The organism is Mucilaginibacter sp. P4_G9, assembly GCF_056400985.1.
Window position 1 is genome coordinate 1 of the sequence record NZ_JBFUKF010000102.1, and the last position, 15,409, is coordinate 15,409.

The 15,409-nt window shown below is 44.5% G+C and carries 6 protein-coding genes, 2 tRNA genes and 3 rRNA genes; 9 read left to right on the forward strand and 2 right to left on the reverse strand.

All coding sequences use genetic code 11. The annotated features are described in order from the left end of the window. Positions 1–859 (reverse strand): trehalase family glycosidase (locus AC1DPZ_RS11210; RefSeq protein WP_477403252.1); only part of this gene is annotated, 859 nt, incomplete at its 3' end. 422 nt (positions 860–1,281) lie between these two features. Here AC1DPZ_RS11210 and AC1DPZ_RS11215 point away from each other — a divergent pair. The 3 genes from AC1DPZ_RS11215 to AC1DPZ_RS11225 are packed head-to-tail and all read left to right on the forward strand — an operon-like array spanning position 1,282 to position 7,051. After that, positions 1,282–2,421 (forward strand): efflux RND transporter periplasmic adaptor subunit, encoded by a 1,140-nt coding sequence (locus AC1DPZ_RS11215; RefSeq protein WP_477403254.1) that lies wholly within the window; start codon positions 1,282–1,284, stop codon positions 2,419–2,421. Between the two features lie 40 nt (positions 2,422–2,461). Further along, positions 2,462–5,626 carry an efflux RND transporter permease subunit gene (locus tag AC1DPZ_RS11220; protein WP_477403256.1) on the forward strand — a complete coding sequence of 1,055 codons (3,165 nt, stop codon included), beginning with the start codon at positions 2,462–2,464 and terminating at the stop codon, positions 5,624–5,626. Positions 5,627–5,644: 18 nt separating this feature from the next. Beyond that, positions 5,645–7,051 (forward strand): efflux transporter outer membrane subunit, encoded by a 1,407-nt coding sequence (locus tag AC1DPZ_RS11225; protein ID WP_477403258.1) that lies wholly within the window; start codon positions 5,645–5,647, stop codon positions 7,049–7,051. A gap of 194 nt (positions 7,052–7,245) precedes the next feature. On the opposite strand, the gene AC1DPZ_RS11230 is transcribed toward AC1DPZ_RS11225, so the two are convergent. After that, the gene (locus AC1DPZ_RS11230) at positions 7,246–7,443 is read right to left on the reverse strand and encodes a hypothetical protein (protein ID WP_477403260.1); all 198 of its coding nucleotides are present in this window, start codon (positions 7,441–7,443) and stop codon (positions 7,246–7,248) included. Between the two features lie 958 nt (positions 7,444–8,401). On the opposite strand from AC1DPZ_RS11230, the gene AC1DPZ_RS11235 reads away from it, so the two are divergent. The 6 genes from AC1DPZ_RS11235 (at position 8,402) to AC1DPZ_RS11260 (ending at position 15,364) form a co-directional block, all read left to right on the forward strand. Further along, positions 8,402–9,923 (forward strand): 16S ribosomal RNA (locus AC1DPZ_RS11235). A 265-nt stretch (positions 9,924–10,188) separates the two neighbouring features. Then, positions 10,189–10,263 (forward strand) — tRNA-Ile (locus AC1DPZ_RS11240). 87 nt (positions 10,264–10,350) lie between these two features. Further along, positions 10,351–10,427, forward strand: a tRNA-Ala gene (locus AC1DPZ_RS11245). 279 nt (positions 10,428–10,706) lie between these two features. Further along, positions 10,707–13,586, forward strand: a 23S ribosomal RNA gene (locus AC1DPZ_RS11250). A gap of 284 nt (positions 13,587–13,870) precedes the next feature. After that, positions 13,871–13,982: ribosomal RNA gene (rrf, locus tag AC1DPZ_RS11255) — 5S ribosomal RNA — on the forward strand. The 16S, 23S and 5S rRNA genes sit together here with 2 tRNA genes alongside, the layout of an rRNA operon. Before the next feature lie 590 nt (positions 13,983–14,572). Then, a complete protein-coding gene (locus tag AC1DPZ_RS11260; protein ID WP_477403262.1) occupies positions 14,573–15,364 on the forward strand; it encodes a glycine-rich domain-containing protein in 792 nt (263 codons plus the stop codon). Positions 15,365–15,409 lie beyond the last annotated feature (45 nt).

Genomic DNA, 15,409 nt, shown 5'->3' on the forward strand with positions numbered 1-15,409 from the left:
CTCTTATATTGTGATAAAACTGGGGCAGTGGTTCTTTGGTTTCTTTGGCGGCATCTACATCTTTTACATATGATTCTTCGCGGGGCTGGTCGCTTTCATCCCAGTAACGGTTCATGAGTTCGCCGTCGCGCATCCGTGCTGCCCTGTGGGTAGCTGCGTTTGCTTTTAAATTGGCAGATCCCAGCATCCAGTAATTGTATTCCTTAATGAGCTGAGGCCTGAACTGGTTTAGTACCTGTTTGCCTTCATTTTTGGCCAGCAGGTTTACCATCATGGCAAAAAATGGCGGCTGCGAGCGGGTAAGGTAATAGCTGCGGTTGCCGTTGGGGATAAAGCCATATTTATCAATAAGATAAGCAAAGTTCTCCACCATATTGTGGATCACTTTAACCTGGTGACTTTCCTGCAACCCCAGCATGGTAAAATAAGAATCCCAGTAATAGATCTCCCTGAAACGCCCGCCGGGAACTATGTATGGGTTAGGCAGTGCCAATGTTGATGAGTTTGGCTTGGCTTCATCGGGCCGCCGCTGTAAAACCTGCCACAAGGTATCAATATGCCTACGGATCCCGGCTTCAATATCGGTTTGGAAAGCATTATGGGAGATGGGCATATCAAAGTTTGCCAACACAAATGCCTTCAGATCAAATCCCGGCTTGTTCTTTTGTTCATGATATGCTTTCATGATTAATGCCGGATCTTGCCTGGGTACAGCATCCACAAAAGTTTTATTATCCGGGAATATGTTTGATAATTGAACAGCCTCAAACAAGCCGGGGTATTGTTGCCGCGGAGTTAAATTTTGCGATTTAACACCCAGCGCGAAAAATAAAAATGCAAGTAAAAAAAATCTCCTCATTATCTTTTTGGTGTGCCTTTTACAGGATAAGGTAATTGGTTTATAATAGTGTATAAATCTAATATTTTTTGAAAGAAATGTAGGTTAAATCTCAATAATTCTCCCCTCTTTTTGACATAATAATACGTAGATATAGAGTCTAACAAGCTATTATACATCCAATATATATGATCGATCCCAGCCTGTGGCACGGGCTCTGTTGGATGGGGTAATTTTAATTTGTCATTAATTTAAAAGCATAAAATTTTCCACCGGGTGTAACAATAACACCTACTTAAACATCTATATAAAAATTATATCCGAATTTAGCGGCTGCTATGCTGTGCCCGGTATTGCTGATGATTTAACTAATAATGATGCTTTTTATCCTGTCTTCTAAAAAATATAATTCAAAACGCTTAACAATTGTTCAGGGACTTTTAATGGCGGTAATTTTTGCTGCAATTTTTTCGTCCTGTGGCGATATAAATAAACAGGCTGCCGCAAACCAGGCTCCGCAGGTTTTGGATTACAAAGTAATGCAATTGCAACCCCGTTCGGCAACTTTAAATGTTGATTATCCGGCAAGTATCCAGGGGCAGCAAAATATCGAGATCAGGCCCAAAGTTGATGGTTATGTGGAGAAAATTTATGTGGATGAAGGCTCCGTTGTAACCAAAGGTCAATTGCTGTTTAAAATAAATGCGCCGCAATATGAGCAGGAGGTACGCACCGCCGAAGCCGGCATTAAAACTGCCGAAGCCGACCTGAGCCTGGCCAGGATGCAGGTAAATAAAGTAAAACCACTGGTTGAGAAGGATATTATCAGCCATTATGAATTGGAATCGGCAGAATATACGCAGCAATCAAAAGCAGCAGCGCTGGCACAGGCCAAAGCTGCTTTGGTAAATGCTAAAGTGAATTTAGGGTACACCACTATCACCAGCCCGGTAAACGGAGTTATTGGCTCCTTACCTTATAAACTGGGTAGTTTGGTAACCAGCAGCACAACAGATCCGCTTACTACTGTTTACAATACATCAAATATTTACGCCTACTTTGCCTTAAACGAAAAGCAATTGCTTGATTTTAGCAGGGATAGTACAAACAACACATCTTTCAAAACCAAATTGAGTAAGCTGCCGGCTGTAGCGCTGATATTGCCGGATGGTACTACTTATGAGCATTTTGGTAAGGTTGAAACCGTGAACGGTTTGATAAATACCGCTACCGGCGCCGCTAATGTACGCGCCGATTTTGCGAACCCGCGCGGCCTGATCCGTAGTGGTAGCAGCGCGGTGGTGCGGATTCCAAAGGTGGTTAATTCAGCATTGCTGGTTCCGCAAAGTGCCACTTATGAGCTGCAGGATAAGCGTTTTGTGTATGTTGTAGATGATCAGCATAAGATAAAAAATGTGGCTATTAATGTGATGGATAACACTGCCGATAAGTTTTATGTAATTACTGACGGACTTAAAGCCGGCGACAAAATTATACTGGAAAGCTCTGGTAACTTACAGGATGGTACTGTTATTAAACCAAATGAAGTTAATGCTGCTTCTGTTTACGGCAATCTTAAATAATACATATTTCTACCTTGTCAATCATCACTAAAGCAATATTATGCTTAAAAAATTTATAGAACGCCCTGTACTATCAACCGTTATTTCTGTATTGCTGTTGATACTGGGTATTTTAGGACTCATTAATCTCCCCATTTCACAATACCCTGATATTGCCCCACCCACCGTGCAGGTAGAGGCTTATTACAGTGGCGCCAATGCCGATGTAGTACTTAAAAGTGTTATTATCCCGATGGAAGAACAGATCAACGGGGTGGAGAACATGACTTACATGACTTCATCTGCCAGTAATGATGGTTCGGCATCTATCACAGTTTATTTTAAGGTTGGTACTAACCCGGATCTCGCTGCTGTAAACGTGCAGAACCGGGTATCAAGGGCTACAAGTTTGCTGCCGCTGGTAGTAACACAGTCTGGTGTTACGGTTGCAAAAAGCCAGAGCAGTAACCTTATCATCTTTTCGTTATACAGCGAAAATAAAACTTACGACGAGACATTTTTGCAAAATTATGCCAAGATAAACCTGGTGCCGCAAATACAACGCGTAACGGGTGTGGGTAATGCCAATGTTTTTGGATCCCGGGATTATTCGATGCGGATATGGCTAAAACCCGATGTAATGTCGAGGTATAATCTTATTCCTGATGATATTACCGACGCACTTAATGAACAGAATATTGAGGCTGCACCCGGTAAGTTTGGCGAAAATAGCAACCAATCATTCCAGTACGTTATAAGGTACAAAGGGCGGCTTAAAACAGCTGCAGAGTTTGGTAATATTATTATTAAATCGGTAGGTAATGGCCAGTTATTGCGCTTAAATGATGTGGCGCGTGTTGAAATGGGGTCACTGGACTATTCTTTTGATATTCAAACCAACAGCTTGCCATCGGTAGGCGTGGCTATTAGCCAAACCGCCGGCTCAAATGCCCGCGATGTGATCAATGAATCTAAAAAGATACTGGAAGCTGCTGCCGAAAAGTTTCCTAAAGGGATGAAGATTACCTACCTGGTTGATGCCAATAATTTCCTCGATGCCTCGATTGAGAAGGTGATGAGCACTTTGATTGAAGCATTTATACTGGTATTTATTGTGGTATTTGTATTTCTGCAGGATTTCAGGTCTACACTAATCCCTGCCATTGCAGTTCCGGTGGCCATTGTGGGAACTTTCTTTTTCCTCAACCTTTTTGGTTTTACCATTAATTTGCTTACGCTATTTGCGTTGGTGTTGGCAATTGGTATTGTGGTAGATGATGCCATTGTGGTGGTTGAGGCTGTGCATGCCAAGCTGGATTTGGGCTATAAATCGGCCCGAAAAGCATCTATTGATGCAATGAACGAGATCTCAGGAGCCATAGTTTCTATTACCCTGGTAATGTCGGCAGTATTTTTACCTGTAACATTTATTTCCGGGTCGACAGGGGTTTTCTATAAGCAGTTTGGAATTACCCTGGCTGTAGCTATTTTGCTTTCAGCTGTTAATGCGCTAACACTTAGTCCGGCTTTATGTGCTCTGTTTTTAAAACCCCACGAAAAAGGGACTAAGAAGCACGGCTTTCTCAATCATTTTTACGTGGTGTTCAATGCTTCTTTTAATGCGGTAACAGGTAAGTATAAAAAATCGGTAAACTTTTTAGCTCATAAAAAGTGGATTGCCCTTGCTGCCGTTGCTGTTTTTTCGGCGGTGCTGATATATTTGGTTAAAACAACACCATCAAGCTTTGTGCCTAATGAAGACCAGGGGACTGTTTTTGCGGCTATCAGCCTGCCGCCTGCGTCATCAATGGAACGTACAGAGGCAGTTGCCAGTAAGATCGATAGCATCGGTCATACCTTCYCGGCGGTTGTAAATACGCTTAAATTGGTGGGCTTTAACTTTATTGCAGGATCTGGAAGCGCATACGCCATGGTGATCATGAAGCTGAAGGGCTGGGACGAACGTAAAGATAAAAGTCAAAGCCTGCAAAGTATTATTGGTCAGCTATCAGCCAAAACCAGTGGTTTAAGGGAAGCCAACGTTTTTTATTTTTCGCCGCCAACCTTGCAAGGTTTTGGTAACAGTGATGGTTTTGAATTTCAATTGCAGGATAAAGGAGGTCATTCGATTGATGAATTGTTTAAAGTGAGTAACAACTTCCAGGCGGTTCTAAAAAAACGCAAGGAGATACAAAGTTTAAATTCATCTTTTAACCCCAACTTTCCACAATTCCAGGTGGATGTAAATGTGGCTAAATGTAAGGAGGCGGGTGTAACGGTAAATTCGGTATTAAATACGCTGCAAGGATATTATGGCGGCTTATATGCGTCAAATTTTAACCAGTTTGGTAAGCAATACCGTGTAATGGTGCAGGCCGATTATGATTACCGGGCCAATGAAATAGGTTTAAGTAAAATATTTGTGCGTAACAACGCTGGTGCCATGGCGCCTATCACTTCATTTATTACTTTGAAAAGAGTGTTCGGTCCGGAGTCGATTTCAAGGTTTAACCTGTTTACGGCTATATCTGTTTCCGGCTCGCCTAATCCGGGTTATAGCACCGGGGATGCTATTAAGGCAATAAAAGAGGTAGCCCAGCAAACCTTGCCGGCTGGTTACGATTTTGAGTTCTCTGGCCTTACCCGCGAAGAATTGAGCACAGGAACACAATCGGCCTATATATTTATTCTTTGCCTGGTGTTTGTATATTTTTTGTTGAGCGCCCAATATGAAAGTTACCTACTGCCTTTCGCTGTGTTGCTTTCGTTACCGGTCGGTTTGGCAGGCACTTACCTGTTTGCCCGGATCTTTGGTGTAGGGAGTAACATTTATCTGCAGATATCGCTCATTATGCTCATTGGATTACTGGCTAAAAATGCTATCCTGATTGTAGAGTTCGCTTTAGACAGGCGTAGGGCCGGGATGGACCTCATACCTGCCGCCATTGCTGGCGCCGAAGCTCGTTTACGACCGATCCTGATGACCTCCTTTGCCTTCATTTTTGGTATAATGCCTTTAATGGTTTCAACAGGGGCCGGGGCTAATGGCAACAGATCGATAGGTACAGGTGCTGTAGGAGGGATGTTTGTAGGTACAGTGTTTGGGGTATTTGTGATCCCGGTATTGTTCATCATATTTCAGCACCTGCAGGAAAAAGTAAGCGGTAAACGAAAATACGATGAGGATGATGAAAATGATGAAGCAGTAATAACTCCTGCTAACTAATTCATTAAAAGGTATAACATGAACAAATTCAGTTTTAAATATATATTGCTTTTTACGCTATTATTCGGTGTGCTGTCCTCTTGTAAAATCACCAAAACTTACAACCGCCCGACTGTGAGTACAAACGGACTTTACCGCGATCAGCAATTAAATGATACAACAACAATGGCAGCAATGCCATGGCAGAGCCTGTTTGCTGATACCATATTAAGATCACTGATACAGGAAGGGCTGAACAATAACCTCGATCTTAAAACGGCCGTCCAGAGAATCGTAGAGGCACAGGCAACATTACAGCAAAGCAAGGCCGCATTTTATCCATCCTTAAGCGGTAATGCAGGCGTAACCAGGTCTAAGCAATCTTCGGCCGGCTTAAATTATCCTGCCGGGGTAAGCATCAATACTTTAACTACCAACTACCAGGCTGGTATAACATCCTCATGGGAAGCCGATGTTTGGGGTAAATTAAGCAGTACCAAACGGGCAGCCCTTGCTAATTTTTTTCAAACTGATGCAGCCAAAAGAGCGGTACAAACTCAATTAATTGCAGATATAGCAAATAATTATTTTACACTATTAGCTTTGGACAAACAACTGGAAATCACCCTTGAAACCTTGAAAAACAGGATAAAAGATGTGGAAACTATGAAGGAGCTAAAAGCAGGGGCAGTAGTAACCGGCGCGGCCGTAGTGCAAAGTGAGGCTAACCGTTACGCTGCAGAGGTATCTATCCCAGATTTGAAACGCAGCATTCGTGAAACGGAGAACGCTTTGGATATATTACTTTCAAGGCCGCCCGGACCCATTAACCGCAGTAATTTGATGAGCCAGAAAATAGTAAGTGAATTACAGACTGGTATACCGGCGCAACTGCTTAACAACCGCCCCGATGTACAGCAAAGCGAATATTCCTTTAGGGCAGCTTTTGAAAATATCAATGTTGCCAATGCTTATTTTTATCCAGCCTTTACCATAACTGCTTCGGGAGGTTTATCCACATTGCAGTTAAAAGATTTTTTTGTCAATTCTATATTCTATAACATAGCTGCAGGCTTAACACAGCCCATTTTTAACCAGGGACTAAATAAAGCGCGACTGCGTACTGCACAAGCCCAGCAACAGGAGGCCTTAAATAGTTTTCAAAAAACGCTGCTTGTTGCAGGACAGGAAGTTTCAAACGCGCTATATGCACAGCAAACGGCTTTAGAAAAACAGGATGCGCGCAGTAAGCAGATCATAGCCCTGCAAAAGGCCGTTGATTATACCCAGGAGCTGTTAAGGTATAGTTCGGCTACTAATTATACTGATGTATTAACATCGGAGCAAAACCTGCTATCTGCCCAGCTAAGTGGAGTTAACGACAGGTTACAGGAATTACAGGCAGTAGTGAACCTTTATCGTGCTTTGGGTGGTGGATGGAAGTGATATGTCTGATTTTATTATCTCCAGCGTATTTTGAACTTCGTTATGCTTTTTTTCGGACTGATAGAAATTATGATCTGCTAAATTTCTGTCTGTAAAAAACTACACTAAAAGAGAAGATATACGATGCTAAAACAAAAAAAGCTTCTTAAAAAAGAAGCTTTTTCCATAGATAGATGGTGGTGTATTAATAATGATTAGGCTATAAAGCCTGTAAATTGAGGGGTTCTATCCCGGTTATTGTCTGTTAAGCGGGTATGAATAGCTTTTAGTGTAATAGCCTTTTTGGTAATGAGGTCAAAAATAGTATTTCTGACACTTTTAAGAGGTTGATTGATATTAATGTGTACTATTTTCATACTTACAGGTAAACCAATTTCATGCCAGCTATTCACTTTAACGGAATAACAGGTTATACTATATATAATAAAGGTATCCAGCCGGGCTTATTGTTATTAAATTAGCCTAAGGGCTAAGCGGGGAATTTATTTGAAATTCTTAACTCTTTTGTTGGATATCCATCGTTAGCTTACAAACATTTTTGACCTGAGGCAACTTCCGCTTATAACTTTACGGCGACTTAATTTGAGTTATCACCTCGGGAGTGGATTTTTTTAATTTTTTCGTTCTGGTAATTAACATCTTATGCACAGGTGTTGGTAAAAAGCGAGAATAGGTTTGCAGGAGTGTAAAAAGTGGCTACCTTTGCAGCCCGCAAATAAGGAAGCGGGRTTGTTCTTAGAAAGGTTTATTGAAGYGGGTTTTGGAGGCAGGRTRAAGCGRAAAAGRSAGAGAAAAAAGAAACTCAAAAAAACTTCAGATAAATTTTCGGAAAGTCAAAAAGTTTGCTACTTTTGCACCCCGCAACGGGGATAGAGAAAAGGGTAGTTGAGCGGTTCAAAACTTAGGATTTCGAAAGAAAAAATAAAAAAAATAAGTTTTGGAAAATAGGAAAAGGTTTCTACCTTTGCAGACCCAAACGGAAGGGTGCTTGAGAGAGCGAAAGAAGTTGAGYCTGAGCAAWTCAGGCGATAAGAAAAGAGGAAGAAAGTTAGCWTWGGTTAAYGAGTAATCAAAAAGAGTTTGRGAGCGATTCYCRGGCTTACAAAAATGACAAATCAGGCAAGGCAACTTGTAAAGATTATATAGCGGAACCGTGACGGGGAAGCGAGAAAGTTCTTTTAAGAAATAGAAAATCATGTAGAGTAACACAGAAGCTRAAAGCGGAATGCGTAAAGCAGRAAGCRAARGGYGGATGAGTTATGATAACAAAGAGTTTAGATACTGTATAAAGATACATAATTATACAGATTCTATTATTAATAATAGGGTCAGTGGTTAAACACACATTTTACAATGGAGAGTTTGATCCTGGCTCAGGATGAACGCTAGCGGCAGGCCTAATACATGCAAGTCGGACGGGATAGGAGAGCTTGCTTTCCTTGAGAGTGGCGCACGGGTGCGTAACACGTATGTAACCTACCTTAATCAGGGGGATAGCCTCTCGAAAGAGAGATTAAGACCGCATAACATCATGGAGTAGCATTACTTTATGATCAAATATTTATAGGATTAAGATGGGCATGCGGAACATTAGCTAGTTGGTAAGGTAACGGCTTACCAAGGCTACGATGTTTAGGGGATCTGAGAGGATGACCCCCCACACTGGTACTGAGACACGGACCAGACTCCTACGGGAGGCAGCAGTAAGGAATATTGGTCAATGGGCGGAAGCCTGAACCAGCCATGCCGCGTGCAGGAAGACTGCCCTACGGGTTGTAAACTGCTTTTGTACCGGAATAAACCCTGATTCGAGAATCAGGCTGAATGTACGGTAAGAATAAGGATCGGCTAACTCCGTGCCAGCAGCCGCGGTAATACGGAGGATCCAAGCGTTATCCGGATTTATTGGGTTTAAAGGGTGCGTAGGTGGCTTATTAAGTCAGGGGTGAAAGACGGTAGCTTAACTATCGCAGTGCCTTTGATACTGATGAGCTTGAATGAACTAGAGGTAGGCGGAATGTGACAAGTAGCGGTGAAATGCATAGATATGTCACAGAACACCAATTGCGAAGGCAGCTTACTATGGTTTGATTGACACTGAGGCACGAAAGCGTGGGGATCAAACAGGATTAGATACCCTGGTAGTCCACGCCCTAAACGATGAATACTCGATGTTGGCGATATACGGTCAGCGTCTAAGCGAAAGCGTTAAGTATTCCACCTGGGGAGTACGCCCGCAAGGGTGAAACTCAAAGGAATTGACGGGGGCCCGCACAAGCGGAGGAGCATGTGGTTTAATTCGATGATACGCGAGGAACCTTACCCGGGCTTGAAAGTTAGTGAATTGAGCAGAGACGCTCAAGTCCTTCGGGACACGAAACTAGGTGCTGCATGGCTGTCGTCAGCTCGTGCCGTGAGGTGTTGGGTTAAGTCCCGCAACGAGCGCAACCCCTATGTTTAGTTGCCAGCACGTTAAGGTGGGGACTCTAAACAGACTGCCTATGCAAATAGAGAGGAAGGAGGGGACGACGTCAAGTCATCATGGCCCTTACGTCCGGGGCTACACACGTGCTACAATGGATGGTACAGAGGGCAGCTACCTGGCAACAGGATGCCAATCTCCAAAAGCCATTCACAGTTCGGATCGGGGTCTGCAACTCGACCCCGTGAAGTTGGATTCGCTAGTAATCGCGTATCAGCAATGACGCGGTGAATACGTTCCCGGGCCTTGTACACACCGCCCGTCAAGCCATGGAAGCTGGAAGTGCCTGAAGTGCGTAACCGCAAGGAGCGTCCTAGGGTAAAGTCGGTAACTGGGGCTAAGTCGTAACAAGGTAGCCGTACCGGAAGGTGTGGCTGGAATACCTCCTTTCTGGAGCAGTATCAGTAACGAAGCTATCGTAACAAGTTACCTACATGATTATTTCTTAAAATTGGTTGATTGGTTGATTAGGTTGAATGGTGAGTAGTTGAAAAACGAAAATCAAACATCAGATTCAATCCTTCACTAATTAAAACAAAAAAGGAAACCCAAAAGATGAAGCCATCAGTGGCAATAACACATCCGGGTTACGAGATTGAAAGAAATCGGGAAGAGGAGCATCACCAATCGTAAATCCGAAATCCGAAATCGAGACAGTCCTGTAGCTCAGCTTGGTTAGAGCACTACACTGATAATGTAGGGGTCAGCAGTTCAAATCTGCTCGGGACTACTAAGGTAAAGTCAAAAATCAAAATTCAAAAGTCAAAACCGGAAAGGCAATGGCTAATGAGCGATGACTAATGATGAATCATCTTAAGGGGGATTAGCTCAGCTGGCTAGAGCACCTGCCTTGCACGCAGGGGGTCAACGGTTCGAATCCGTTATTCTCCACCATGCTTCGCAGTAGCAAGTATATCGTATCATGTAGCAAGAAAGAAGTCTTGATACATGATACTGACGACTTGATACTAGATAAAAGCAAAACGTTCTTTGACATATTGGAAGAAGTAATTGAAAAAGAGAAGACAACAGTATAGAGACGGTTGTTGGCTTTAAAGGATTACAAGGACAAAGGTAAAGAGGTAGCAATACCAATGAACCAATGAACGAGTGAACCAATGAACGGCAATCTGATCAAAAAGCATACTATACGAGCAAAAGGCGTATAAGTAGAAGAAAGTAAGAAAGGGTACACGGGGGATGCCTTGGCTCTCAGAGGCGATGAAAGACGTGATAAGCTGCGATAAGCTACGGGGATCTGCAAATAAGACTTGATCCGTAGATTTCTGAATGGGGAAACCTAATTAGTTGAAGACTAATTGCATAAATGCGCAAACCTGCTGAACTGAAACATCTAAGTAAGCAGAGGAAGAGAAAATAATAATGATTTCCTGAGTAGTGGCGAGCGAAAGGGAAGAAGCCCAAACCAATTATGTTACGGCATAATTGGGGTTGTAGGACCACAACATGAGAATTAAACAAAACCGGAACGGGGTGGGAAACCCGGCCATAGAGCATGAGAGCTGCGTACGGGTAATGAATAATTGGATAGTGGTATCCTGAGTACCGCGAGGTCGGAGACGCCTTGTGGGAATCTGCCGGCACCATCCGGTAAGGCTAAATACTCCTGAGAGACCGATAGTGAACCAGTACCGTGAGGGAAAGGTGAAAAGAACCCCGAACAGGGGAGTGAAATAGAACCTGAAACCGTGTACTTACAAGCGGTCGGAGCGGACTTGTTCCGTGACGGCGTGCCTTTTGCATAATGAGCCTACGAGTTACTCTTTCCTGGCAAGGTTAAGTGTTTAAGACACGGATCCGAAGCGAAAGCGAGTCTGAATAGGGCGTATAGTCAGGGGAGGTAGACGCGAAACCTTGTGATCTACCCATGGACAGGTTGAAGGTGCCGTAACAGGTACTGGAGGACCGAACCGATAAACGTTGAAAAGTTTCCGGATGATTTGTGGGTAGGGGTGAAAGGCTAATCAAACTGGGAAATAGCTCGTACTCCCCGAAATGTTTTTAGGAACAGCCTGGCGGTTGAGTTAATAAGAGGTAGAGCTACTAATTGGGTGCGGGGGAGTCAAATCCTACCAAATCCAGATAAACTCCGAATGCTTATTAATATACGCTGGAGTGAGGCTCTGGGTGCTAAGGTCCAGGGCCGAGAGGGAAAGAACCCAGACCATCAGCTAAGGTCCCCAAATTACTGCTAAGTTGAACTAACGAGGTCCGATTGCACAGACAGCTAGGATGTTGGCTTGGAAGCAGCCATTCATTTAAAGAGTGCGTAACAGCTCACTAGTCGAGCGATCGGGCATGGATAATAAACGGGCATCAAGCAGTATACCGAAGCTATGGATTTGCAGCAATGCATCTGGTAGGGGAGCATTCTATATACCGGCGAAGCAGGAGGGACAACCGACTGTGGAGGTTATAGAAAAGCAAATGTAGGCATAAGTAACGATAAGGCGGGAGAGAAACCCGCCCACCGAAAGACTAAGGTTTCCTGATCAACGCTAATCGGATCAGGGTTAGTCGGGGCCTAAGGTGAAGCCGAAGGGCGTAGCCGATGGAYAACTGGTTAATATTCCAGTACTTTTTATAACTGCGATGCGGTGACGGAGTAGTGACACTGACGCGAACTGACGGAATAGTTCGTTAAAGGCCGTAGGTATATGGACTGTAGTTAAGTACGCAGACCATGCTGAAAGCTGATAGTATACCAAATCTTCGGAGGCGGTAATAGTTCAGGTAATCAGACTTCCAAGAAAACCCGCTAAGCTTCAGGTTATAAAAACCCGTACCGTAAACCGACACAGGTAGTCGAGGAGAGAATCCTAAGGTGCTCGAGTGAATCATGGCTAAGGAACTCGGCAAAATGGCCCTGTAACTTCGGGAGAAGGGGCGCTTTCAGCAATGGAAGCCGCAGTGAAAAGGCCCAGGCGACTGTTTAACAAAAACACATGGCTATGCAAAATCGAAAGATGACGTATATGGCCTGACACCTGCCCGGTGCCGGAAGGTTAAGAGGGGATGTTAGGAGCAATTCGAAGCATTGAATCGAAGCCCCGGTAAACGGCGGCCGTAACTATAACGGTCCTAAGGTAGCGAAATTCCTTGTCGGGTAAGTTCCGACCTGCACGAATGGTGTAACGATCTGGGCGCTGTCTCAGCCATGAGCTCGGTGAAATTGTGGTATCGGTGAAGACGCCGGTTACCCGCAACGGGACGGAAAGACCCCATGCACCTTCACTACAACTTAACATTGATATCGGATACAGGATGTGTAGGATAGGTGGGAGACTGTGATCTGGCTTCGCTAGGAGTCAGTTAGTCAACGTTGAAATACCACCCTTTCTGTATTTGGTGTCTAACTCTGTAATACGGAGGACATTGTTTGGCGGGTAGTTTGACTGGGGTGGTCGCCTCCAAAAAGGTAACGGAGGCTTTCAAAGGTAAGCTCAGTACGCTTGGTAACCGTACGTGGAGTGCAATAGCATAAGCTTGCTTGACTGTGAGGCAGACAAGCCGAGCAGGGTCGAAAGACGGATATAGTGATCCGGTGGTTCTGCATGGAAGGGCCATCGCTCAAAGGATAAAAGGTACGCTGGGGATAACAGGCTGATCTCCCCCAAGAGCTCATATCGACGGGGAGGTTTGGCACCTCGATGTCGGCTCGTCACATCCTGGGGCTGGAGAAGGTCCCAAGGGTTGAGCTGTTCGCTCATTAAAGTGGCACGCGAGCTGGGTTCAGAACGTCGCGAGACAGTTCGGTCCCTATCTGTTGTGGGCGCAGGAAGTTTGAGTGGGGCTGACCTTAGTACGAGAGGACCGGGTTGGACTAACCTCTGGTGAATCTGTTATGGCGCCAGCTGTATTGCAGAGTAGCTACGTTGGGAATAGATAAGCGCTGAAAGCATCTAAGTGCGAAACTAGCCACAAGATGAGACTTCCATTGAGGGTCGTAGGAGACTACTACGTTGATAGGTCATAGGTATAAAGGTGGTGACATCATAGCCGAGTGATACTAATTGCCCGAAGCTTTCTCATAGCAGGTAATGAATGGTTCATTGGTTGACTGGTTCAGTAGTTCATTGGTAGCAATACTAATAAACGAATGAACAAGTGAACTAATGAACCGAGAAAAACTAATACTGTTGTTTTCTTTAATCAAGAACTTCTTTCAATAATATGTCATTGTTTGTGGTCATTAGTCATTGTGTCATTAGTCATTGGGCTGAGCATATTGATGAAATCCGGAACAAATAAAAATATCAGTTGAGCATATGCGCCAGGCAGTCACTAATGACTACTGACCAATCAACAAAAGAAATTCAGGTGCCTATATCGGCGGTGTCTACCTCTTCCCATTCCGAACAGAGAAGTCAAGCCCGCCAGAGCCGATGGTACTGCGGTAAAACGTGGGAGAGTAGGTCGGTGCCCAATCTTAAATCAAGCCCTTGTCCGTCAATTGACGGATCAAGGGCTTTTTTGTGCGCCTTTGGTTTCCAGGGTAAACCTTTGAAAAGTCAAAATTCAAAAGTCAAAATTCAAAAAGAAGGCGAATAGCTTGCAGCCTTTAGTTTTGTGCTATAAATGATCAGAAAAGGGGGACTTTTAGGGTTGTTTTAAAGAGAAAAAGTGAAGAAAAGTGCAGAAATATCAAGGTTTGTGTGAGGATTATTAAGCATCCCTTTTTGGAACCTTAATCCAGCATTCCGGCTGCCTGCCGGGAATCCTGAAATGCTCCGCCGGTGATCCTTTGGAACACCTTCCGGGGTACTGACAAAGTAGTGTCACCACTTTGTTGGATGGCGGGTGGTATATTTGTAGAGTTGGGGCGCATTTAGATGTGCAGATTAACTTCGTTGAGGGCTTCGCCGTTTCAAATTTCAGATGTGCAGATGATTTTTTTGATGCGGCAAGGCCGAAGTCCGAAAGTCCGGAAGTCTTTTGTCCGAAAATCCTTCGTCCAAAAATCCTTTGTCCATCTATCCGTTCCTTTTATTACTTTTAGCATATATAACCTTAAACCAATGACACTGCAACAGGCACAACTTTGGCAAAGTATCCAAAATTTTCAATTGGATGACCCCGGGGCTGATTTCACTTTTTCGGAAAGACTGGCCCGCGAAAATGGCTGGACCGCCGCCTATACGGCTCGCGTTATCACCGAATATAAAAAGTTCATTTTTCTTTGCTGTATAAGCCCGGGCGGGGTAACCCCTTCCGACGCTGTTGACCAGGCCTGGCACCTGCATTTAACCTTTACCCAATCGTACTGGACCGGTTTGTGCCAAAACGTCCTCGGCCGCCAAATTCACCATAACCCAACCAGGGGCGGCAAGGCCGAAGCGGCAAAATATAACCACTACTATACCGATGCCAGCCGCCTGTATACCCAAACATTTAACACAGCACCCCCGGCCGACATCTGGCCCGATAACCAAACACGCTTTACCGATATCCATTTCCGGCGTGTAAACACCAGCAGGTATTGGCTGCTGCCAAAGCCACGCATCGGTAGCCGGCAGGCAATCCAGCTCATGCTTATTATTGCCGCGGCATTTTGTATCCGGGCATCAGAAGCCCCTGTATTCCAGGCGCTTCTTATTGGGGCTATCATTGTTATTGTAATAGCGGGTTACCGCAGCAATGGCAAAAATAATAAAAATGGCGGCAGCACCAACGGCGATGACGGCGGCTGCGGTACCGGCAATGACAACCACACCGGGCATCATGCCGATAGTGGCGGCCACAGCGGATGCGGTAGCGGCTGTTCGGGCTGTTCGGCTTCGGGATGCAGTGGTTGCGGCGGCGGAGATTGATTTTTGGTCGGAAAGTCCGAAAGTCCGAACCTCCGAAGTCCGGAG

What these genes read in the sequence shown, in the direction of transcription:
- AC1DPZ_RS11215 (WP_477403254.1), top strand. Translation starts at nt 1,282, where the DNA reads ATGGCGGTAATTTTTGCTGCAATTTTTTCGTCCTGTGGCGATATAAAT.
- AC1DPZ_RS11225 (WP_477403258.1), top strand. Translation starts at nt 5,645, where the DNA reads ATGAACAAATTCAGTTTTAAATATATATTGCTTTTTACGCTATTATTC.
- AC1DPZ_RS11260 (WP_477403262.1), top strand. Translation starts at nt 14,573, where the DNA reads ATGACACTGCAACAGGCACAACTTTGGCAAAGTATCCAAAATTTTCAA.